We start from the raw sequence: 23,461 nt of genomic DNA on the forward strand, positions 1-23,461 counted from the left end.
AGTAAGACACACCCTGGAGGGGTTCCCGAGTGGCCAAAGGGAGCAGACTGTAAATCTGCCGGCACTGCCTTCGATGGTTCGAATCCGTCTCCCTCCACCATATTCTTCTTAATTGGAAAATCGAAAAGCCAACTCATTGAGTTGGCTTTTTTCGTTTCTGTTATTCTATATTTCACGCGGTAATTTCTCATCTGAACGCTAAAGAGCTCCCGTTACGGATCTCACGGCTGCATAGTTTGTGCCTTCAAGACAATCGAATTATCAATCATTCCAGACTTCACCGTGACGCTTACACACCAAGTAAGCCGCGCAGCCTAAACAGTTTGTAGAAACTGGCTCATCATATTTGTTGTTTCTGCTGATATGTGAGTTCAGGCTCTAGTACGGGCTCAAAAAACGTCATCATATCGATAAGCCCCTCGGCTAGATGTGGTTTAAGCAACCAATTAAAAACAATAAAAATGAGTTACTTAAATTGAGATTAGCCCACTTTGCCAGTCAGAGAAATATCAAAATATTTATCGTGGCGATATGCACTTTTCAGCACCGTATTCCCCATCCTTACCTAAATAACTCTCTTCCAGACACTTGCAGAGTCAAATCACCAGGAGGCACAAAAAAGCCCCTGCTGATTTCTCAACAGGGGCTTTCTATTATTTGGTGTCATTCTAAATAACTACATCATATTGATGTGTAGTTAAATATTGAGATTAACCTTGAATACCAACAATCAACCAAGGTGCATTGGCAGTTGTTAGGTCACGCTCTAGGTGCCAGATATCCGTAATGTCTTCTTCGATACCTTCCGCTGAATCACGGTAGCGACCACTAAACTGTAGGCTTAGTTGTGCTTTGCTGCCGTCATGATCTGCACGAACGATTTCAGCATCTACGTACATTACGTCTGTATGCTGATCACCGTCTAGCTTGTTGCGTTCAGCTTTTAGGTCTTCAAATAGGCTTGGAGATACGTATTCTTCAATCGTGTTTAGCTCGTTGTGGTTCCATGCACCTTGCAGTGTACGGTAGTGTTCACGAGAACCGTTGATGAATGCCGCTTGATCAAAGCCCGGTGGGTAGTTATGTGGAACATCTCTTTGTGCACCAAAACCAAAGCCACCAGCAGTGCCTTGTGATTGAGGCTGTGCTTGCTCGAAGTTATGAACATTTGGTTGTTGCTTAGGTTGTTCAAACTTGTTCTGACCCATGCCGCCGAATGCTGGCTGTTGGCCACGTGCATTCTGCTGATTCATTGAACCCTGCTTCGCCCCCAACATTCCGCGTAGGAATTTAAATGCTAGGAAAGCAATCAGACCCATGATCAGAATATCCATGAACTGGATACCTTCAAATGCGCCACCAAAGAATGCAGCTAAAAGACCACCAGCAAGTAAACCACCTAGCAGGCCGCCCATAAGGCCTTTCTTGCTAGAGTTAGCTGCTGTGTTCTTACCCGTTTGATCTTGACGGATCGAATTCGTGTTTTGTTGTTTTGGTGCTGGAGCCGTTTTAAAGCTTTTGCCAAATGACTTACCACCACCAAACTTTTTCGCTTCCGCGATTGGCGTCACCGCGACTGTTACCAACAGAATCGCGACTAGTGAGAAAAATCGTTTCATTATTATCCTTTGTAGGTTTTTTATCTTTCGACACCTTAATCATACTCGTTAACAAAGAACAATGAAATATTCACGGTGTTTACACATGTATCATAATATTGCGGCTATTAATTGATTACTAAACTAGCGGAGGGATTGACGGCACTCTGGGGCAGCATTAAAATATTGAACGATGTTCATTTAATAGAAAGTACCCATGGCAAGACGAAACGATCATACTCGCGAACAATTAGTGCAATTAACCTTAAAAACGGTGACCGATTTCTTAGAAGAGCACTCTTATCACGAGCTAAGTCTACGTAAAATTGCCAATATGATTGGTTACGTCCCAAGTACCTTAGTAAATGTATTTGGTAACTACAACCTACTGCTTTTGCATGTAGTAGCCCAAACATTAGATGAACTGGCGTCGGAATCTGCTGTAGCTGTTGAACAATCGAGCAACCCTCAACAAGCTCTATTCAACCTTGCCTACTGCTACCACGATTTTGCACAGAAACACCCTCACCGTTGGCAGCTTATCTTTGAGCACAACATGAATGGTGAAAACCTTCCTGAATGGCAATCTAACCGCATCGATAGAATGACAGGTATGCTAGAGCAGCTGCTAATCGCGATTGCTCCTGAACATACTAATAGCGAAGTCGTTAAAGCCAGCCGTGTATTATGGTCTGGAGTACATGGAATTACTCTTCTTAGCGTTGATGATAAATTTTTCGCCTCTGAGCCCATTGATGGTAAAGAGCTGATCAATAACCTAGTCTCAAACTACTTAACCAACTGGTAATCATCCAAGGAAAGACAATGAACAACAGCAGCCAATCTTCGCTGTTAACGCAAAAAAGGTTCCTACCCTACTTTATTACCCAATTTCTAGGAGCCTTTAACGACAACATATTCAAAAATGTCCTGTTACTGTTTGTTGCTTTTGCAAGCGTAGACACGCTACCTATTTCCAGCAATCTGTTCATTAATTTGGCCGCTGGCCTTTTTATTCTGCCTTTCTTCCTATTTTCTGCTTTGGCTGGTGTTCTGGCCGACAAATACGAAAAATCATGGTTCATCCGTAAAGTTAAGCTTCTTGAAGTGGTGATCATGTCACTGGGTGCGATCGGGTTTATCTACGAAAGCTACGGAATATTACTTCTGCTTCTATTTTTGATGGGTACACAAAGTGCTTTCTTTGGCCCCGTGAAATATGCCCTGCTTCCACAACAGTTAGAAACAAAAGAATTGGTCTCTGGTAACGCTCTCGTCGAGACGGGTACTTTCTTAGCGATCCTAATTGGCACCTTAGGCGCAGGTATCATTGCCTCTGAAGAAGGCGCGAAACTCATTGCTGCGGTGTGTATTGTTTCATTCGCTGTACTTGGTTATGTATCAAGCTGCTTTATCCCACTAGCACCGAGTAATGCACCAGACCTCAAGGTAAAGTGGCAACCTGTAAAGCTAACCCGCGCAACACTGGCGATTGCCAAAAAAGACCGCCCGACCTTTCAAGCACTGATGTCTATCAGTTGGTTCTGGTTCCTTGGCGCGGCTTACCTAACTCAGTTCCCCAACTTCACCAAACTGCATCTAAATGGCACTGAAAGCTCTGTTGCATTTCTACTTGCGCTGTTCTCGGTAGGTATTGCTATCGGCTCTTTGGCTTGCGATAAGCTATCTAATCACCGAATTGAAATCGGCATCGTGCCAATGGGTAGCTTAGGTATCTCAGTCTTTGGTCTTTTGATGGCAATATCTATCCCTGAGTCTTTGCCTGATTTTAGCTCTTTCCATCAGTTTGTAACCTATTCAGAGCTTTGGCCGCTATTTGCTTATCTTCTACTGTTGGGGATTTCTGGCGGTATCTTTATTGTTCCTCTGTATTCACTGATGCAATTACGTGCAAAACCAGACGAACGTGCCCAAGTGATTGCAGGGCTTAATATTTACAATTCACTGTTCATGGTAGGAAGCGCGGTTTTAGGTATTGTTTGCCTGAGTGTTCTAGAGCTTTCAATTCCGCAGCTGTTTGTGATGCTTGCGTTAGGCAATACTTTAGTGATGCTGTACCTGTTTTATCAGGTGCCTATCTACGCTTTCCGTTTCTTTACATGGGTGGTCACTCACACCATGTACCGAGTTAAGCATAAGAACTTACATCACCTGCCAGAAAAAGGGGGCGCGTTGATTGTCTGCAACCATGTGAGTTATATGGATGCACTACTGCTGAGTGCAGTTTGCCCTCGGCTTATCCGTTTTGTGATGGAAGAGGATTACACCAAATTGCCGCCGATTCGACGTTTCTTGAAAAGAGCAGGGGTTATTCCAATCTCCGCGACCAACCGCAACTCGATTAGAAACGCTTTCAAGGAAGTAGAACACGCCCTCCATGAAGGTCACATTGTGTGTATTTTCCCAGAAGGAAAGCTAACTTCTGATGGCGAAGTGGCTGAGTTCATGCGCGGTATGGAGCTGATTATCAAACGCTCCCCTGTCCCAGTGATCCCAATGGCTCTCAAAGGATTATGGGGCAGCTACTTTAGTCGTTACAAAGGCCGTGCCTGTAAAGGGCTACCCACTCGTTTTTGGACCAAGTTAGAGATAGAAGCTGGTGAACCAATTTCACCTAAACAAGCCTCTTGTGAAATTCTTCGACAATCCGTATCTGACCTTCGCGGATCACAGCGCTAGATAACAAGCCCTTTATTCATATCCGCTGAATAAGCGTTAAGTTTTCCTTAACGTTTGTTCAATTCATTTAGACTTACTTATCATTTTATTGAACGTATAGTGGTCTCATTACAATAACGCCACAACAAAACAAGACTCTAAATACAATGAACCTAAAAAAGTCCGTTCCGTTTTATCTTGCTGCACTGTTTTGCTTAACACCTTGGGTTAGCTCACCGACCGCTCTTGTTATCGGTTTTCTACTTGCTAGCTTAGGTTTAGTTCCTGAACACTTAGAAGTCGGCAAACTCACCAAAAAACTACTGGCCTACTCGATTGTTGGCTTGGGTTTTGGCATTCAGTTTGAAAAAGCATTAGCGGTAACCGGCGATGGTATTGGTCTCATTGTCACGACGATTATTGGTACATTAGTCATTGGTTGGTTCTTGGCTAAACGAATGGGATTAGACCGCACAACGGGCTATCTTATCTCTTCTGGTACCGCGATTTGTGGTGGTAGCGCGATAGCAGCGGTGGCACCCGCAATTAAAGCAGACGATGAACAGATTGGCTTGGCGTTAGCCACTGTATTCGTATTGAACTCAGTCGCTCTATTCTTGTTCCCGATGATTGGTCATGTGCTTGAACTAAGCCAACAAACGTTTGGTACATGGGCTGCAATCGCAATTCACGATACATCTTCTGTGGTAGGTGCAGCTTCGGCTTATGGCGAAGAAGCACTGACGACAGCGACAACATTGAAACTCGCTCGTGCGCTTTGGATCATCCCTATCGCTTTAGTCAGCGCGATGATCTTCAAGAACGATCAAAAGAAGATTACGATTCCCTACTTCATTTTCTTCTATTGCGCCGCTATCGCTGTGAGCGACTTACTGCCACAATTTGACATGGTCTACCAAGGGATCTTTGATGTATCTAAGAGAGCATTGGTGGTGTGTCTGTTCTTAATTGGTTGTGGCATTTCAGTAGAAAAGTTAAAAGCAGCAGGGCCGAAACCATTGATGTTTGGTATTACAATGTGGGTCATGATCTCAACGGGTTCACTGGCGTGGTTAACTCTCGCCTAGGCCGTAAAAAACGCTTTAAATGGTTGTTCGCTTCCCAGACATCGAGGTTGCGGGCAACAAAACAAAAAGGCAAAGCTCAAATGGGCTTTGCCTTTATCGTTTGTGATGAGGATATTTTTTGTAGCAACAATCACGAATCAAACAGGGGCTTATCACTCTTCTTGATCTCTCTTTTCATCAAAACAAGTACCACAACCAAAACAAACGCAGTGAGCTCTGCTAACGAACGCGTCAGCCCTGACGATGTTATCGCTTGGCCTATCTGCAGTAATACCGCAATGATGAGCGCAATTTTCATAATAAGACCTTATTCTATAATCCGTTATTTATATGGCTTATTATGATGGATGGTTATAAAGATAATAAATTCTGTTTTGAACTATCTAATTGCTAAATTAACTAACTGTTTAACAAGCTAGCAAAAAGCGAGTCAATGCACTCACTTAGAGTTCCTATGTTGTGACAACCACGCCGCTAATCCTGCTCTCGACACCTTAATGCTCTGCTGTTCTTGTTTAGGCATTTGATAATACTCTACCGGAAATTTGAACCGTTCAAGACGACCCGTCAATTGTTCGGCAAACCACTCTTTAGTTGGTAAATCAACACAGTCCACAATAGCGATAGGTCGGAATCCAAACTCGTCATCTTCAATGGGAACAATAAAAGCCTGATTAACCTCAGACAACTGATTGAGTGCTCGCTCTATTTCTTCACAATGAATGTTTTCACCACCAGAAATAAACTGATTGTCGGCTCTGCCAATAATCGACACTTGTTCGCCAACCCACTCACCAAGATCTTTGCTATCAAACCAGCCGTTCTTATCAACTAATGGCGTTAATTTACCTTGATAATAATAACCAGAAGCGAGCGTCTCACCGCCAATAAAGATGCGCTGTTCTTCAATTTTAAGCTGGCGATGGTTAAGGATAAACCCGGCTGTACTACTGGCATCAACGAGCTTGGCAGTCACGGTTGAAGCTGCTTCGGTCATGCCGTAGCCAAGCCATGTTTCGATGCCCATTTGTTGAGCCTCGAGACCAAGTGCTTCTGGAATATGACTCCCCCCCAAAAGTACATGCGTTAAAGTAAGTCCTTGCTTACTCTTTAGTAATCGATGTAGCTGAGTAGCGACCAATGAAGCATGACTGCAACCTACGATATCAAGTTCAAGCTGACCTGACCCTATTTTGATGCAGCCACCAGCCGCCAACCAACGATGAACTATCGCTAATCCGGACACATGGTACATAGGTAAACTCAGCAACCAAGTATCGCCTTGTTGATAACGAAATACCTCAAGCAGCCCAGTCGCAGAATATAAATGCTGATCAAGTGTGTGAGCGACCGCTTTTGGGTTTCCGGTAGAGCCAGAGGTGAACACGATGCTTGCGAGGTTTTGATAACTGAAACAAGAAGGTTCTGACGTTGCTATTGGCTTTTCATTACCATCTAGGTCATTCAAACAAGGCAAGGTAAGTAACTGAGTGTTTGGCGCTGCAACCTCAGACAGATCTATACCGCCGCTTTCTAGCAGCCACAAGTAACAACTATCGGAAGAAACATAGAGAGATTCAAGCTTTTGCGTTAAACGAGCGGCAGGCTGAGGCATAGTGAACGCACAAACCACACCCAAATTGAGTGCGGCAAGATAAACCGGAATCACTTCAGCTTGATTCTTGCCGACAATTGTCAGTACGTCACCTTCAGATAAACCTTGATGAGATAGCAGTTGTTGGTACTCACTCACCAATACTGTAACTTGCTGCCAAGTATACGTGCGGTGAGTAGTCACTAACGCAGGTTGAAGTGGGTTTTGCTGCGCCCACTGTACCCAGAGCGGGTGATGATTAGATTGTGGGCGCATCATAAGATAACCAAAAAATAGATTAGGAACTGACTGAGCTAATTAAATAGTGATTCAACTAGCTCATCAAATAGCTCAGCCTAAGAAGACCAAATCAATTGCTGCTGTTCAAGCGTAGAGACTGGCAGCTGACAACCCGGCCAAGAAACTTCTAACTGTTGCTTGAACAGGCCAATCGTATCCAGCCCCGGTACTTCATTTGGCAAATATTGCTGTGCCAGACGAGCAATCTGAGTTAAGCCAAGGCTCGACTCTATGCTTGAGCTCAATACAGGTTTAATTCCAAGTTGCTGTGCACGCTCAATGATTGCTACACAACGCTCTACAGAACCAATAAGAGTAGGCTTAATCACGACAGCTTTAACACCCGTTAAGTCGCTTAAATCAAACTCAGGGCTTCGCACCGCTTCTTGCAGTGTTTCATCCCAAGCTATCGCTACGCCGTGATCGATGGCAAATGCCAAGCTGTCTTCCGGCTTTTGGCAAGGCTCTTCAATAAAGCTAATGCGCTGACGAAGAGACGGCGAGATGTATTTAATGAACTGCTTCGCTTTTTCAGGCTTCCATGCGCGGTTGGCGTCAAGTCTTAGGGTCAAATCAGGGATCGACTCAAGGAATAAGCTAACCAACATGCCATCACGAATAGCTTCGTAAAGGCCCACTTTTACTTTAGCGACCTTCTCACCTTCCATCTCATTAAGCACAGGGATAAGTTCGTCTGGATCTCCTGTACACAAAGGTGCAGCTTGGTAGTTACCTTCCACATTGAGTTCACCTCGAAGCTCCATCAATGCCATCGAAAAGCCAAACGCGACAGAAGGATACAGCGCATCAAAAGGCGTCTGAGGGTTATTATGGCTCCAAAGCTCTAATTCATGTTGAAGTTGAATGCCAGCTTGTTCGGCATCTTCTTGGCTAAAACCAGGCAAAGGCGCAACTTCGCCAAAACCCGTTTTACCATCACATTCAAGTTGGATGATATAGCCAACACGTTCGTTCAACTTATTGTCACGAAGAACCACGCCACTATCCATAGGTAACTGATAACGGTAGAGTTTAGCGTGACGCTGAGAATTCACTGAGTTCATAAAGTTTCCTAAAAAACGGGGAACATCAAAACAAAACGAGCCGCTATTAGCGACTCATTTTGAAGAGGAGAAAGACTATGGGTTACGCGGGAATTTGTCGAAATCAGGTCGACGTTTCTCGTTGAATGCGTTGCGGCCTTCTTGGCCTTCCTCTGTCATGTAGAACATCATGGTTGCATTACCAGCCAACTCTTGTAGGCCAGCTTGTCCATCACAGTCTGCGTTTAGTGCCGCTTTCAAGCAACGCAGTGCCATTGGGCTATGCTGGAGAACTTCACGACACCAACGAACGGTCTCTTTTTCTAGGTCAGCCACAGGAACAACCGTGTTTACCAAGCCCATGTCCAGAGCTTCTTGTGCATCGTAGAAACGACACAAGAACCAGATTTCACGCGCTTTCTTTTGACCAACGATACGAGCCATGTAAGAAGCACCCCAACCGCCATCAAATGAACCCACTTTAGGACCCGTCTGACCAAACTGTGCGTTTTCTGCTGCAATAGTAAGGTCAGCCATCATGTGAAGAACATGGCCGCCACCGACTGCCCAGCCTGATACAGCTGCGATTACTGGCTTTGGACAAGTACGAATTTGACGTTGGAAATCAAGCACATTCAGATGGTGTGTACCTGAATCATCTTGGTAGCCGCCGTAGTCACCACGAATACTTTGGTCACCACCAGAACAGAACGCCTTCTCACCAAGACCCGTCAAAATGATTACGCCTACTTTCTCGTCGTAACGAGCGTCAGCCAGTGCATTGATCATCTCTTTTACGGTTTGTGGACGGAACGCATTGTGTACTTGAGGACGAGCAATCGTGATTTTCGCAATACCATCGTCAGACTTGTGGTACTGAATATCTTCAAATTGACTGCTTTCATCGCTCCAGTTAACTGCTGCGTAAAGTTCTTCTTCTGTGATGCCTACTGTTTTAGCCATGGTGATTCCCATTGTTCTATTAGAGACCACGACTAACGAGTAGTCGTGACGGTGTTGCTCTGCTTTTGATAGTGCTTGATACGAGAGAATCGCTCAGTCAGACTAACGACGACTGGCGATACATTGGATTATCAGGTTAGAAAACATCTCTGGTTGTTCAAAATGAACATTATGACCAGCGTAATCCACCTGACTATATTCAAAGCCACTATTCTCAGCTAGCTCCATGAATTTACGATCTTTTTCTCCACACACATAATGCAATAAATGCTCATGAGATTTCAATGTGGCACGTAAATCCGGTTGCTTAGCTAACGAAGTAGATAACAACATATTTGCTACTGATACTCCAAGGTTACCACTACGCTTTATGACCAAAGTTTGTCTTTGCTCATGATTTAGTGAAGAAAAGACGCTTTGTTGATACCAATCGTCTAAAACATCTTCAATCGACTGCTGTGCAAAGCGAACAGCCCACTGCGTATCATGTACTAACCTTTGTGCTCTTTCTTCATCACATTCCAAGCCAAAGTTACCACCTTCAATGATGACTTTCTCTAGGTTGAGCGTCTCGAAGCAAGGGCTTGTCACCCCATACATAGCAAGCCTCCCACCCATCGAATACCCAATCACCACGATTGGATAATCAGCAGGAAGATCGTTCGCTGCCAGTTGAGATGTGATGCACTGGACAATTTTCTTACAGCAATGATCAAATCCTACTGGATCAATAAAGCGACTTTGTCCGTGTCCGGGTAAATCTATGCAAAGGAGAGGAAAATCCTCGAGGAAGGGGTGGCATGCACTCCAATCATCCCCGCTTCCGAGTAAACCATGTAAAAAAACAAGCAAAGGTTTGTCAGAAGAATCTTGTACAGCTGGGTAATAATTGGAGTAAAGCATGTAAAGTCCTTAGGCTAATGCCTCGGTGAGCATTGAACTGAATTGTTTCAGTAAAGTAGACGCTTGTTCGGGAGGCGTCTTAACTTCCACGAGCAAGGTACCCTGACCCTGTTCGAAATGTTGTTCGATAATGTTTTGGTAGCAGTTCAAGGTTTCTGGTGCAGCGTATCCAAGCTGGAATTGCGCAGCAGCGTGTTCAAAACTGAAACCATGAGGCATTTGATAAAGTGACTGTTTCTGTTGCTCTGGTACCGGTAATAAATCAAAGATCGCACCACCATCATTGTTGGTCACAACAATAACCATCGGCGTTAAATTATGAGTCAGCAAAGCCAGTGAGTTGAAGTCGTAAAGCAAAGAGGTATCGCCAATCAACATCAGTAAGGGGGTCTGGTTGGCTTTCACCACGCCCGCAGCCGTTGCCACCAAGCCATCAATGCCCGATGCACCACGATTACTGTAAACTTGATTCGCAGATATTGACGACAGCATATCCACCAGCCTTACCATCAAGCTGTTTCCCACAAACAACTCTCTGCCTTTAAGTCTAGACGACAAGTCAACCGCAACACTCAACTCTGTCAGTTGGTCATTATTGGATATTTGTGCGAGTGCGAGTTGCTGAACGGTATTTGCAACCTCGATTAAAGGCGTCGCCCAGCCAGAATGTTTGCCTAACAAAGCTGGCAGGTGCTGAGCGGTTATCCATGACTCAATATTCTCAACAATATGAGTTTGAGGCAGATGATCTTGGTTTATACGATGCGCATCAGGTGAAACCACAACATATTGCGTGCAATCAAACGAAGCCGCTTGTGACTTAATCCATTGATTTAATCGCTTAGAAACAATGCGCTCACCAAACTGAAGAATAAAATCACACTGGTTGAGTTGCGCTTTCACTGAATCACTCTGTAACCACAGATCATAATGCTTCCAATCACTGCTCACGCCCGATTGCGGGTCGCAGAAAATTGGCCAACCCAAAGCAGAAGCAAACTGGTGCGCTTTCGTTGCCGCTTCTTTATCAATTGAGCCAATAATCACAGCACCTTTGCGCTCTAGGTAATCGCCCGGCGCTAATGGCTGTACAGTCAAATGATTGGGTAAACAAGTATTAGAATACGGGCTTGTTGAGGAACTCCAATTTGCGACACTGTTAGTGTAGTCAGCATACATTTCAGAGCTGTTCTTGGAATAGAGCGGCTCTGGGAACGGACAATTGATATGAATCGCACCGCCAACATAGCGTTGTTTCGCAAGCGCGCTATCAAGCGATGTGAGAAGCCAATTCAAAGAAATCTGTGTGGTTGGGCTTGGAAGGTTTAGCGCCGTTTCAACATGGGAGGAAAAGATACCCTGTTGTTGAATGGCTTGATTAGCGCCGCAATCCACTAAATCGATAGGTCGATCAGAAGTCAGTAAGATCAGCTTCTCGCGTGTTAACCCAGACTCAGCAGTCGCTGGTAGAAGGTTAGCTACCGCAGTGCCAGAGGTAACAATCACCGCAACTGGCTTATCACTGGCTTTAGCTAAACCGAGAGCCAAAAATCCAAGACCACGCTCATCAAAGTGCGTGTGTAAAGTTAGCTTGGGATTAGCTTCAGCTTCGAGTGTTAATGGCGTTGAGCGAGATCCCGGCGCGACACAAACATGTTCAACGCCGTTGCGTGCTAGCTCTTCAAGTAACGTGTGACACCAAACTCTATTCAATACAGCTTGGTCGTGATTCATGATGCCACACCCAGTGGTGGGTGATCGGAAATAAGGCTGAGCAGAGTAGACATCTTCTTATTCAGCTCTTGCCACTCATGCTCGGCGACCGATCCCGGCACGATCCCCGCACCAGCAAATAGCTGTACTTGATCGTTTACAATCAAGGCGCTTCGAATCGCGACACAGAATTCTGCTCGCTGGTGGCTGATATAGCCGACAGAGCCTGCATACCAACCTCTAGCAAACGGTTCGTGTTCCAGAATGAAATCCATCGCCTCTTTACGCGGTAACCCCGCCACGGCAGCTGTAGGTTGTAATGCAGCAAGCAACTGCACACCATTAACACCATTATTTAGGTGTGCATGGATGTTGCGCTTCAAATGCTGCACCTTACGCAAGCGCACTAGACGTGCATCTTTTTCAACATGGACTGTATGAGAATGAGGAGTCAAACGCTCAATGATGTCGTCAACCACATATTGGTTCTCGTTGAGGTTTTTGCTGTCTTGAGAAAGCCAGTTGGCCAGTTCCATGTCCTCAGTAGCGTTCTCTCCGCGACCAATGGTTCCAGCAAGCGCTTCAGTATCGAGCTCAGTACCATGTCGGCTGTATAAGCGCTCTGGCGTCGAGCCAATGAAACTGTGTTTAGAATCCAACACCAACATAAAGTGGAAACTATGGTGATTTTGCAGATAGCTGGCTTTGAGTAATTGAGCTGCACAGATAGGCGCATCGAGCTGCAATGTGGTTTTGCGTGCTAAAACGACTTTTTTGTACTCTTCGTCACTAATGCCTTTCAGCACCTTATCGACAAGGTTGCCCCACTGCTCTCTTTCTGGCACGTGGTTGATCTGTTCAATATGAGCAGACAAAGGCGCCAATATCGCCGCTTCAACAGAAAGCTTATTCAAAGCATTGATAGAAGCAACGCGATCAGGAGACAAGTTTACGGCCAGCGACCACGTATTGTCAAAGCGGATCAATTCAACCTGAGGAAGGAAGAAAAACGATTCCATGCAACGACGATTCTTTGCGGTATGCCCGTCAAACGAGCGTCCCCCCCAGATTCGTTGGTCTTCACCAAGAATCGCGTACGCGGGCGCAGGATCTGAAAACGTATGCAACTGTCCGAGCGCAACAACCTCTTCACGAGTGTCGCGTGACTGCCAGTAGAACTTAGGAAAGAGCGGTTGAGCATGAAGCCATTCAATAAATGCAAACGATGGTTTTTGCGTTAGAACTTCAACACAACGAACTTCGCTTGCTTGGGCATTTTGTACTCGCTCAATCAAAGCGGAGATAGTTTGCTGGAAATGTGACAAATCGACCTCGTTCACATCTAAATTATTATTATATTAGTTTGATACTTTAAGGAGAGCACCCACTTAGATCAAGAATGTACTGTATCTTTTCAACATTCCTGTGATTTTAAGCGATCCTACCCCTTTATTCATCTTAGCCAATAACCAAGAAAGCGATTAATTAAAATTTCGAAAACAGTGACAACAAAAAGACCAAACGTGACACTGAAATGCGACATTCATCAGATTTTTATTCTATCAAACGCCATTTTGCGGTACTTTAATAAAGTATTTAAATTAATTTCAGGAAATCGGCAATGCAAAATATCGGGATGTCGTCAAAACTCAACAGCGTATGCTACGAAATCAGGGGGCCTGTACTCAAACATGCTAAGCGCATGGAAGAAGAAGGGCATAAAATACTAAAGCTTAATATTGGTAACCCCGCCCCATTTGGTTTTGACGCCCCTGATGAAATCCTTGTTGATGTAATCCGTAACCTACCGACATCTCAAGGTTATTGCGACTCAAAAGGCATCTATTCAGCCCGTAAAGCGGTTGTTCAGCACTACCAGAAAAAAGGCCTGCGTAACCTTGATGTAGAAGACGTTTACATTGGTAACGGCGCATCAGAGCTTATCGTTATGTCTATGCAGGCGCTACTGGATAATGGTGATGAAATCTTAGTTCCCGCTCCGGACTACCCACTATGGACAGCGTCTGTTGCGCTTTCTGGTGGTACACCTGTTCATTACATGTGTGATGAAGATGCTGATTGGTATCCAGATCTAGACGACATGCGCGCGAAGATCTCACCAAAGACGCGCGGCATCGTTCTTATCAACCCGAACAACCCAACGGGTGCGGTATACAGCCGTGATTTCCTACTGCAAGTTGTTGAGATTGCTCGTGAGCATGGTTTGATCATCTTCGCTGATGAGATCTACGACAAAGTGCTTTACGACGGGGCGGTACACACATCAGTTGCAACGCTGGCTGAAGACGTATTAATGGTCACGTTCAACGGCCTATCTAAAGCTTACCGTGTATGTGGTTTCCGTGGTGGTTGGATGTTCTTAACTGGCCCTAAACACCTAGCGAAAGGCTATGTTGAAGGGTTAGAAATGCTGGCATCAATGCGTTTGTGTGCCAACGTGCCAATGCAGCACGCCATCCAAACCGCTCTCGGTGGCTATCAGAGTATCAATGAATTAATTCTTCCAGGCGGTCGACTGCTTGAACAGCGTGACCGTGCGTGGGAACTGATTAACAAGATCCCTGGTGTTTCGTGTGTAAAACCAAAAGGCGCGATGTACCTGTTCCCTAAAATCGACACCAACATGTACAACATCAAAGACGATCAGAAGTTTGTGCTCGACTTCCTTAAGCAAGAGAAGGTGTTATTGGTTCAAGGTACTGGCTTCAACTGGCCGAAACCGGATCACTTCCGCATCGTGACTCTGCCGCACATCGAAGACTTAGAAATTGCGATTGGTCGTCTGGAGCGCTTCCTGCAGACTTACAGCCAAGACGACCTCATCGAAGGTTAATTAACATAAAGAAAGATGGCTACAATTTGCTGTTTTAAAAGACTTTAACTTGTATTCATTCACTTCTATGCTTAAAAGGCTCCTGTTTAGGAGCCTTTTTTGTATCCGCTGTCTCGTATGCCTGTGTGAAAACAAAATACGAGTGGAGCATTGTTTAAAAAGGACATTTATGAAACAGAGCCATTTCTTCGCCCATCTTGCACGTATGAAGCTGATTCAACGTTGGCCTCTGATGCGTTCAGTCTCAAGCGAGAATATTTCAGAACATAGCCTACAGGTCGCTTTCGTTGCCCACGCCTTGGCGCTTATCAAAAACAAGAAGTTTGATGGTCAACTTAACCCTGAGCACATTGCATTGCTCGGCATGTACCACGATACCAGTGAGGTACTGACCGGTGATTTGCCGACTCCGGTTAAATACTACAATCCAGACATCGCCCAAGAGTATAAGAAAATAGAAGCCGCAGCAGAACAAAGGCTGCTTTCGATGTTACCAGAAGAGTTCCGCGACGATTTCGCGCCCTTCTTGATTTCAGGAACAGCAAGCAAAGAGGAACAAAGCATCGTAAAACAAGCCGACACCATCTGTGCTTACCTTAAATGCTTGGAAGAGCTCAGTGCGGGCAATCATGAGTACGAGCAAGCCAAGCGTCGACTGGAAGAGACTCTTGAACAACGTAAAAGCCCTGAAATGGACTATTTTCTCACCACATTTGCGCCGAGCTTTGAATTATCACTAGACGAGATAAGCTAGCTGGGTATAAGTTGTTTTTAATTAGCTAAATAAAATCAATTTGATAGGTGCTATTTTGAATTCTCAACTCGAACCACCCTTTGTACTCGAACAAGAATGGCAGCATCGAAATGACGATGAACATAAAATAAGACGTGATGATCACCGAAGCCCGTATCAGCGTGACCGTGCACGCGTGCTTCACTCTGCTGCTTTCCGTCGCTTACAAGCAAAAACTCAGATCCATGGCACCACGGTCAATGACTTTCACCGAACTCGCCTTACTCACTCTCTTGAGGCCGCTCAGCTTGGCACAGGTATCGTTGCCCAACTGAAAAAAAAGCAGCCCGAGTTTCGAGACCTATTACCCTCAGACAGTTTGATCGATTCACTGTGTTTGGCTCACGACATCGGTCATCCACCTTATGGACATGGCGGCGAAGTCGCACTCAACTACATGATGCGCGACCACGGCGGCTTTGAAGGCAATGCCCAAACGTTTCGCATTGTCACACAGCTAGAACCTTACACTGAACATCACGGGATGAACCTATCTCGACGCACTCTGTTAGGTCTGATCAAGTACCCTTCTCTGCTAAGTGAGGTTCAAGCTAAATTGCAGTCTGAGCCTGTTAAGCATCAACGACAGCTCCGAGCTAAAGATTGGATGCCAGCTAAAGCCATCTACGATCATGATCAAGAACTGTTTAATTGGGTACTGGAGCCACTTTCAAGCAACGATCAACAGCTTCTAAAACAGAAAAGAAAAACACACACCGAGCCTCTTGAACATAATAAGACAAAATATAAGTCACTGGATTGTTCAATCATGGAGCTTGCTGATGACATCGCGTATGGCGTGCACGATTTAGAAGATGCGATTGTGCTTGGCTCTGTGACCAAAGCCCAGTGGGTCGAGTCGGCTTACCCTCAACTGAAAGAGGTGGCCGACCCTTGGATTTGTGAACATTTAGATTCAATTACAGAGATGCTTTTCTCTGGCGAACAGTATCGTCGAAAGGATGCGATTGGTGGGATAGTCAACGCACTATTGACCAGTATCTCGATTAAGCGAGTGGATGCTAACTTTGAGAATGTTCTTTTGGCTTACAATGCGGTGCTTGAGCCAAGCATGGACAGTACGCTCGATAAACTGAAACACTTTGTCAGTGAGTTCGTGATTCAAGTGCCACAGGTTCAAGTCATCGAATACAAGGGCCAACAGATCATCATGGATATGTTTGAAGCTTTCAGCGCTGACCCTGAACGCTTGCTGCCACTGCCTATCAAGAAGCAATGGCTACAACATCAAGATGAGTCTCGAAAAATGCGCGTGATTGCGGATTACATTTCATCCATGACCGATGACCTTGCGCAGAAAATGCATCAACAACTGTTCTCGGCTCATACCGAGTTTTAATTACTGACGCACTCTACTGAAAACGACTTAATCTAAGTAGTTCTTCTCAAACACACCGGGCGGCATTTGATTGATTTGAAACTGAATCATTTGGTCAAATGCCGTTAGCAAAGGGCTAAAGTCGCCACCACTCTCTAGCAAGCTAAGCAAATGATAGCCAGCTTCGACGGTAGAAAGGCTGTTTTCACTGGGCGCTTTACGGATTCGATAATTACCCTTGAGGTCTTTCGGTAAGTGTACTGTGCTCAGCGCATGCAAGTTACTAGATACTTGCCACATCTTGAATGCCTTTTTCCACGTACCATCCAACAGAATCACACGCAGCTTCTTATTAGGACATGTCGCCGACTCAACTGAAACAGAGTTTTCGCTTGGGTATAAAATCACATGTTGGTACTGTTCATCGGCCAGCAATGCGTTGAGTTGTTCATTGTCTGAAAAGTCTTCGCCGACAAACGTCACGCTGTTATTTAGAGATAACGAGAGAATACGCGCTGTTCCCATCGGGCGATGCTCTTCTGATGGATGCTGAAGAATGATAAGCTCAACATTCGATTCGAGTGGTGTAACCCACTGACAAATACAAGCTTTCAAAGCCTTGCTGCATTGGGGGCAATAACGAGACATGGATTTAATGTGTACCCTGTTTTAATTTTCACTTCACTTTTATGCGTCTTATTCCAATTTGAGCCAATACAAGCTTGGGTCGTTTGGGATAGCAATGCGATTACCGAGGGGCAATGGTGGCGAATCCTAACAGGAAACTTTTCACATACCAACTACTCGCACCTTCTGATGAATCTAGCAGGCTTGTGGATCATCAGCTACCTGTTTCAACCGAGTAAAAAACAGCTTGTTGTTGCTCTGCTTGTGATCAGTTTAGTGACAGGCGTCGCTTTGTTGTTTTCAAGTATTCAGATCTACGTTGGCCTATCGGGCACTTTGCATGGTTTGTTTGGCTTATTCGCGCTCAGAGAGGCTTTAAACGGCAGGAAGTCTAGTTGGCTGTTAGTCTTGGGATTAGTCGCTAAAGTCGCTTGGGAACAGCTTATTGGTCCTTCTAGTACGACTGGCGAACTGATTAATGCTCGTGTCGCGATTGAAGCCCACCTAGCCGGAGCACTGGCTGGAGGCTTCATGGCTGTCATTTCATTTCTAATGAATAAAAGAACGGATCAAAGCTGAATTCTTTCGCGATTCTTTTCAACCGTCGCTTCACCTATCCCTTTGACACTCACCAAATCATCAGCAGTCGTAAATGCCCCGTTCTGATCTCTGTAATCGACGATCTCTTTGGCTTTCTTGTCACCTACACCCACCAATAGTGCTGAAAGTTCTTCGGCTGTTGCAGTATTGATGTTGACCGTAATCTCAATGCCATCGTAAAGCTCTGCCTTGGTTGGGCTGTCTGCAAACACCGCAGGGCTTAAGAAAATCAGAAATGAAAGAAGTAGTGTTGAATATATCGTGCGCATAAATCGTTCCTTTGTTCAAAAAACGTAACTTATGCATTTGCCGCGCTAGATAACACAATCACCAAATAAAAATAAAGCGGGTCACCTAAGTGACCCGCTTCGTTATACATCTTATTTTCATCAGCTTGTTTGTTGGCTCACAAATCTGTTTTGTAACTCAACTAACAATACACCTGTTGATTATTGACCTTGACCTACAACGTAGTATTCAACGTCTGCGTTTTTACGTAGTACGTTTAATACGTTAGTCAGATCTTGCTGGTTACCAACACGCTCCAACTGAGCACCAATTTGAGTGCTGTAAGCTGGGTTGATTTCAGCTGTCACTTTAGAAAGCTCAACAACAACGATGTTACCGTCTTGGTCTTTAGATTGACCGAACACAGCTTGGCCAGCTTCTGGTTTCGCTAGAGCAAATACAGATGCCGCTAATGGAGAGTTACGGTCAATTGTTTCAAGCTCAGTGAACTCAAGGTTGTTTTCCGCAAGCACTGCTTCATTGCCAGCTTTAAGTTCGTTCACTAAAGAAACACCTAGCTCAACGGCTTGTTGCTCAGCTTGTACTGCAGACAGTGCAGCCACAACTTGATCTTTCACTTCAGCTAGAGGAAGAACTGTCTCGTCGCGAGTCTCTTCTACACGAACAACAATTACGTGCTCAGGAGACACTTCGATAACTTCAGAGTTTAGACCGTCTTCTTTAACTTCAGGGCTCAAGATTGCTTGCATAACTGCAGGCGTCATCAGAACTTCTGGAGCGTCGATTTGAGAGATAAAATCTGTTGTTGTGATCTTCGCGTTGATTGCTTCTGCAGAATCATCTAGAGAATCTGGGAACTCAAATGCGACTTTCTCTAGCTCAGTTTGCTGCTCGTAGAACTGGTCTACAGCATGTTGGTCTAGAAGCTCTTGCTTAATCTCTGCCGCTACTTCTGCATAAGGCTGAGCTTGAGACGCTTTAAGTTCATCTAGTTTGATGATGTGGTAGCCGAAGTCAGATTTAACTAGACCAGTCGTGTCACCAATATTTTGAAGAGCGAAAGCCGCGTCTTCGAATGCTGGGTCCATAACATCGCGTTCAATCCAACCTAAGTCACCGCCAACATCTGCACTACCGAAGTCGTCTGATTTTTCTTCTGCTAGCGTAGCAAAATCAGCGCCTGCATTTAGCTCGTCTAGGATTGACTGAGCTTTTGCTTCGTCATCGCCTTGAACTAGGATGTGGCTAACTTTACGTTGCTCAGCAGTTGAATACTTATCAAGGTGCTCTTGGTAGTATTTCTGTGCTTCTTCATCGCTTACTTCAAGCTGAGACTTAAGCGCTTCAGCAGAAAGCTCAATGTAAGATACCTTAGCTTGCTCTGGACGAGTGTAAGCTGCTGGGTTGTCTTGGTAGTACTGTTCGATTTGTTCATCAGTTAACTCGATGTTTTTTGCTAGGTCAGCAACAGACAGGGTCACTGTGCGAATATCACGAGTTTGAGCAATAAGTTTGCTCTGAGTATCGATTTCGCCTTGAAGAACAAATTCACTGCCTTGAAGCGCAGTCACAAGCTGGTTGCGCATTAGGTCACGACGCATGTATTCAGCGAAGCTTTCTGCGCTGAAACCCGCACGACGTAGTGCTGCTTGGTAAACTTCTTGGTCGAATTGACCAGCCGTTTGGAACTGAGGCATTTCTAGAATCATGGTACGGATTTGAGAATCACTGATTCGTAGGCCTAGAGACTCAGCTTGCTGCTCAAGCAGTACATCGTTGATCATGCGATCAAGTACTGATTTACGGAAAGACTCTACGTATGCAGGGTCTGCAAGCATTTGAGCGAAGTAATCGCCAAGTTGAGACTGCATGCGATTACGTTCGTTTTGGTAAGCTTGTTCGAACTCACCACGACCGATTTCTGTATTGCCAACTTTAGCTGCTGCGTTGTTACCGCCACCGGTGATGTAGCTGCCTACACCTGCGAATACGAATGACAGGATAATCAACCCAAGGATAATTTTTACCGCGATGCTATTCACGCCTTCGCGTAATCGATCCATCATAATTTAAGTGCTCTCCGGATATGAAGCATTGGCTTCAAAATAAAAATCTATTCACGCGATATTATCAGAAAAAGAAATGCGCATCAGTAGGATGCGCATAATTTAAATAAGTTCAATGTGCTTTACACACATACTGTTTAAGAATGAAACATCATTTTTCAAACAGTAAACGCATTTTACTACCTTCCCCTCTCAAATTGAGGTTTCAGCAGCGAAAATTAGTTACATGCGTCTTTAAGTGCTTTACCCGCTTTGAAGCCAGGTACTTTAGCTTCTGCGATTTGGATCTCTTCACCAGTCTTTGGGTTGCGACCTGTACGTGCAGCACGAGTACGAACACTGAAAGTACCAAAGCCAACAAGTGCAACTTGGTCACCTGATTGTAGCGTTGTGCCAACTGCTTCGATGAATGCGTCAAGAGCGCGGCCAGCTGAAGCTTTAGAGATGTCTGCGTTTTCTGCGATTGATTCTACTAGTTGTGTTTTATTCACTGTTTTTCCCCTATGTGTCATCTGTGACTACTTCTCGATGACTGTACGTTCCATTTTGGTTTTAATTTAGCCGCAAGCCTTATTGCAAAAGGGCTGCCGCTTTGATCAATAACTTAGCGTCCAAAAAAAACGCTGACAAGCCTTTTCGGGCCTATCAGCGTAATTCTTTACTTATTTTTGCTATGCATCACTATTTTTTCACGTCAAACTCGACCCCTGACGGATCTCGTTCTAGCGCTACTTTCAGTACTTCATCAATCCACTGAACCGGGATCACCTTCAAGTCAGCGATTACGTTGTCTGGAATCTCTTCCAAATCACGCTCATTGTCTTTCGGAATCAGTACAGTTTTGATGCCGCCACGGTGTGCTGCAAGTAGTTTTTCTTTCAAGCCACCGATAGGTAAAACTTCACCACGAAGGGTAATTTCACCTGTCATACCGACCTCGGCTTTAACAGGGTTACCCGTCAAGCTAGACACTAATGCTGTACACATTGCGATACCCGCACTCGGGCCATCTTTTGGTGTAGCACCTTCTGGTACGTGAACGTGAATGTCGCGCTTCTCGTAGAAATCTGAGTTGATACCCAGTTTTTCTGCACGAGAACGAACCACAGTCATTGCTGCTTGGATCGACTCTTTCATCACATCACCAAGTGAACCAGTTTGCGTTAGCTTACCTTTACCCGGCATCGCTTCAGTCTCGATAGTCAGTAGATCACCACCAACTTGAGTCCAAGCTAGACCTGTCACTTGACCAATACGGTTGCTTTCATCCGCTTTACCGAAGTCGTGACGTTGAACACCTAAGTACTCTTTCAGGTTATCAATGTTAACCGTTACCGACTTAAGATCGCTGTCTAGCAAGATGTTCTTCACTGCTTTACGGCAGATCTTAGAGATTTCACGCTCTAGGCTACGTACACCCGCTTCACGCGTGTAGTAACGAATAATGCCGATGATTGCAGAGTCTTCAATCTCAATCTCATGAGGCTTCAGACCGTTGCGTTGAACTTGCTTGTCCAATAGGTGGCTCTTAGCAATGTTCAGCTTTTCATCTTCTGTGTAACCAGATAGGCGAATCACTTCCATACGGTCCAATAGTGGGCCAGGAATATCCATCGAGTTAGACGTCGCAACGAACATCACATCAGACAAATCGTAATCAACTTCTAGATAGTGATCGTTAAATGCGTTGTTTTGTTCAGGGTCTAGAACTTCTAGAAGCGCTGAAGATGGGTCGCCGCGCATATCAGAAGACATCTTATCGATCTCATCTAATAGGAACAGTGGGTTTTTAACGCCAACTTTAGACATCTTCTGGATTAATTTACCCGGAAGTGAACCGATGTATGTACGACGGTGACCACGAATCTCAGCTTCATCACGAACGCCACCAAGTGCCATACGTGTGTACTTACGACCCGTTGCCGCAGCAATCGAACGACCTAGCGAGGTTTTACCTACACCAGGAGGACCAACAAGACAAAGGATTGGACCTTTTAGCTTGTTAATACGGTTTTGAACTGCCAAGTACTCAAGAATACGTTCTTTAACACGCTCTAAGCCGTAGTGATCTTCGTTTAAGATCTCTTCCGCTTTCGCTAGATTCTTTTTAACTTTTGAACGCTTAGCCCAAGGAACGCCCACCATCCAATCAATGTAGCTACGTACTACTGTTGCTTCAGCAGACATTGGCGACATCATTTTCAGTTTTTGCAGTTCTTGCTCAGTTTTCTCACGAGCTTCTTGAGGCATCTTAGAATCTTCGATCTTCTTCTTCAGAGTCTCGAATTCATCAGGTGCATCGTCCATCTCGCCAAGTTCTTTCTGAATGGCTTTCATTTGCTCATTCAGGTAGTACTCACGCTGAGATTTTTCCATCTGTTTCTTAACGCGGCCACGGATGCGTTTTTCAACTTGTAGGATGTCAATTTCTGACTCCATTTGGCCCATCAAGAATTCCAGACGTTCAGTGACATCTAAGATTTCTAGAACGTGCTGCTTATCTACCAGCTTAAGTGGCATGTGCGCAGCAATCGTATCAGCAAGGCGAGCTGCCTCATCAATACCGTTCAGAGACGTTAGAACCTCTGGTGGGATCTTTTTGTTTAGCTTAATAAAGCCTTCGAATTGATTAATCGCACTGCGAACAACCACTTCTTGCTCTTTTTCGTCAAGTTCTGAGGTAACAACGTATTCGGCATCCGCTAAGAAGAATTCACTTTCTTTGAATTGGTGAATTTTTGCACGCTGCTGACCTTCAACAAGTACTTTAACCGTACCATCAGGGAGCTTGAGTAACTGAAGAATAGTAGCGACTGTACCTACGTTAAATAGGTCGTCGATTGAAGGCTCATCAGTGTCCGCTTCTTTCTGCGCGACAAGTAGTACTTGTTTGTTAGCTTCCATTGCCGATTCAAGGCATGTAATCGATTTTTCACGACCGACAAACAATGGAATAACCATGTGTGGGTAAACCACTACATCACGTAGAGGTAGCACGGGGATTTCGATACGCTCGGAACGTTCCAAGTTCATATATTTCTCTCTTCCGCTT

20 protein-coding genes and 1 tRNA gene are annotated in these 23,461 nt (G+C 44.9%); 8 read left to right on the top strand and 13 right to left on the bottom strand.

Annotated features, from left to right (window positions below):
- The first annotated feature begins 15 nt into the window (after positions 1-15).
- Positions 16-100, top strand: a tRNA-Tyr gene (locus BCT34_RS22030).
- A 610-nt stretch (positions 101-710) separates the two neighbouring features.
- On the opposite strand, the gene BCT34_RS22035 is transcribed toward BCT34_RS22030, so the two are convergent.
- Complete coding sequence (locus tag BCT34_RS22035) at positions 711-1,619, bottom strand: TIM44-like domain-containing protein (protein WP_076654714.1); 909 nt, start codon at positions 1,617-1,619, stop codon at positions 711-713.
- Positions 1,620-1,815: 196 nt separating this feature from the next.
- Between BCT34_RS22035 and BCT34_RS22040 the strand changes: the two genes are divergently transcribed.
- The 3 genes from BCT34_RS22040 (at position 1,816) to BCT34_RS22050 (ending at position 5,365) form a co-directional block, all read left to right on the top strand.
- Positions 1,816-2,406, top strand: coding sequence for a TetR-like C-terminal domain-containing protein (locus BCT34_RS22040; RefSeq protein ID WP_076654715.1), 591 nt, complete (start codon positions 1,816-1,818; stop codon positions 2,404-2,406).
- Between the two features lie 17 nt (positions 2,407-2,423).
- Positions 2,424-4,298, top strand: coding sequence for an MFS transporter (locus tag BCT34_RS22045; RefSeq protein WP_076654716.1), 1,875 nt, complete (start codon positions 2,424-2,426; stop codon positions 4,296-4,298).
- A 146-nt stretch (positions 4,299-4,444) separates the two neighbouring features.
- Complete coding sequence (locus tag BCT34_RS22050) at positions 4,445-5,365, top strand: putative sulfate exporter family transporter (protein WP_076654717.1); 921 nt, start codon at positions 4,445-4,447, stop codon at positions 5,363-5,365.
- Positions 5,366-5,495: 130 nt separating this feature from the next.
- Here the strand turns inward: BCT34_RS22050 and BCT34_RS24510 are convergent, their stop codons facing one another.
- The 7 genes from BCT34_RS24510 to BCT34_RS22080 form a co-directional block, all read right to left on the bottom strand.
- On the bottom strand, positions 5,496-5,663 hold the full coding sequence (locus tag BCT34_RS24510; RefSeq protein WP_165690306.1) for a hypothetical protein: 168 nt from the start codon (positions 5,661-5,663) through the stop codon (positions 5,496-5,498).
- A 141-nt stretch (positions 5,664-5,804) separates the two neighbouring features.
- Positions 5,805-7,238 carry an o-succinylbenzoate--CoA ligase gene (menE, locus tag BCT34_RS22055; protein ID WP_076654718.1) on the bottom strand — a complete coding sequence of 478 codons (1,434 nt, stop codon included), beginning with the start codon at positions 7,236-7,238 and terminating at the stop codon, positions 5,805-5,807.
- Between the two features lie 77 nt (positions 7,239-7,315).
- Positions 7,316-8,323, bottom strand: coding sequence for an o-succinylbenzoate synthase (gene menC / locus BCT34_RS22060; RefSeq protein WP_076654719.1), 1,008 nt, complete (start codon positions 8,321-8,323; stop codon positions 7,316-7,318).
- A gap of 75 nt (positions 8,324-8,398) precedes the next feature.
- Complete coding sequence (gene menB, locus BCT34_RS22065) at positions 8,399-9,265, bottom strand: 1,4-dihydroxy-2-naphthoyl-CoA synthase (RefSeq protein WP_029222208.1); 867 nt, start codon at positions 9,263-9,265, stop codon at positions 8,399-8,401.
- A 102-nt stretch (positions 9,266-9,367) separates the two neighbouring features.
- Positions 9,368-10,168, bottom strand: coding sequence for a 2-succinyl-6-hydroxy-2,4-cyclohexadiene-1-carboxylate synthase (gene menH / locus BCT34_RS22070; protein WP_076654720.1), 801 nt, complete (start codon positions 10,166-10,168; stop codon positions 9,368-9,370).
- A gap of 9 nt (positions 10,169-10,177) precedes the next feature.
- Positions 10,178-11,902, bottom strand: coding sequence for a 2-succinyl-5-enolpyruvyl-6-hydroxy-3-cyclohexene-1-carboxylic-acid synthase (gene menD, locus BCT34_RS22075; RefSeq protein WP_076654721.1), 1,725 nt, complete (start codon positions 11,900-11,902; stop codon positions 10,178-10,180).
- Positions 11,899-13,206 (bottom strand): isochorismate synthase MenF, encoded by a 1,308-nt coding sequence (locus tag BCT34_RS22080; protein WP_083702838.1) that lies wholly within the window; start codon positions 13,204-13,206, stop codon positions 11,899-11,901. Before BCT34_RS22080 ends, menD begins: the two co-directional genes overlap by 4 nt.
- Positions 13,207-13,502: 296 nt before the next feature.
- Between BCT34_RS22080 and BCT34_RS22085 the strand changes: the two genes are divergently transcribed.
- The 3 genes from BCT34_RS22085 to BCT34_RS22095 all read left to right on the top strand — a co-directional run bounded on the left by BCT34_RS22085 (position 13,503) and on the right by BCT34_RS22095 (position 16,888).
- On the top strand, positions 13,503-14,735 hold the full coding sequence (locus tag BCT34_RS22085) for a pyridoxal phosphate-dependent aminotransferase (RefSeq protein ID WP_017060166.1): 1,233 nt from the start codon (positions 13,503-13,505) through the stop codon (positions 14,733-14,735).
- A 169-nt stretch (positions 14,736-14,904) separates the two neighbouring features.
- On the top strand, positions 14,905-15,489 hold the full coding sequence (gene yfbR / locus BCT34_RS22090; RefSeq protein ID WP_017060613.1) for a 5'-deoxynucleotidase: 585 nt from the start codon (positions 14,905-14,907) through the stop codon (positions 15,487-15,489).
- A gap of 55 nt (positions 15,490-15,544) precedes the next feature.
- Complete coding sequence (locus BCT34_RS22095; RefSeq protein ID WP_076654723.1) at positions 15,545-16,888, top strand: anti-phage deoxyguanosine triphosphatase; 1,344 nt, start codon at positions 15,545-15,547, stop codon at positions 16,886-16,888.
- Between the two features lie 27 nt (positions 16,889-16,915).
- On the opposite strand, the gene BCT34_RS22100 is transcribed toward BCT34_RS22095, so the two are convergent.
- A complete protein-coding gene (locus BCT34_RS22100; protein WP_076654724.1) occupies positions 16,916-17,515 on the bottom strand; it encodes a tRNA-uridine aminocarboxypropyltransferase in 600 nt (199 codons plus the stop codon).
- Between the two features lie 9 nt (positions 17,516-17,524).
- On the opposite strand from BCT34_RS22100, the gene rrtA reads away from it, so the two are divergent.
- Positions 17,525-18,073, top strand: a complete 549-nt coding sequence (gene rrtA / locus BCT34_RS22105) for a rhombosortase (protein WP_076654725.1) — start codon at positions 17,525-17,527, stop codon at positions 18,071-18,073.
- Here rrtA and BCT34_RS22110 read toward each other — a convergent pair.
- From BCT34_RS22110 to lon, 4 genes are all read right to left on the bottom strand, one after another.
- Positions 18,064-18,363, bottom strand: coding sequence for a helix-hairpin-helix domain-containing protein (locus tag BCT34_RS22110; protein WP_076654726.1), 300 nt, complete (start codon positions 18,361-18,363; stop codon positions 18,064-18,066). The two genes, rrtA and BCT34_RS22110, sit on opposite strands and share 10 nt — an antisense overlap.
- Before the next feature lie 180 nt (positions 18,364-18,543).
- The gene (gene ppiD / locus BCT34_RS22115; protein WP_076654727.1) at positions 18,544-20,409 is read right to left on the bottom strand and encodes a peptidylprolyl isomerase; all 1,866 of its coding nucleotides are present in this window, start codon (positions 20,407-20,409) and stop codon (positions 18,544-18,546) included.
- Positions 20,410-20,627: 218 nt separating this feature from the next.
- Positions 20,628-20,921: an HU family DNA-binding protein gene (locus tag BCT34_RS22120; protein WP_012604504.1), complete on the bottom strand. Its 294-nt coding sequence runs from the start codon at positions 20,919-20,921 to the stop codon at positions 20,628-20,630.
- 169 nt (positions 20,922-21,090) lie between these two features.
- A complete protein-coding gene (gene lon, locus BCT34_RS22125) occupies positions 21,091-23,442 on the bottom strand; it encodes an endopeptidase La (RefSeq protein ID WP_019824784.1) in 2,352 nt (783 codons plus the stop codon).
- Positions 23,443-23,461: the final 19 nt, after the last annotated feature.

Source organism: Vibrio sp. 10N.261.45.E2, assembly GCF_002875705.1.
Lineage (GTDB): Bacteria > Pseudomonadota > Gammaproteobacteria > Enterobacterales > Vibrionaceae > Vibrio.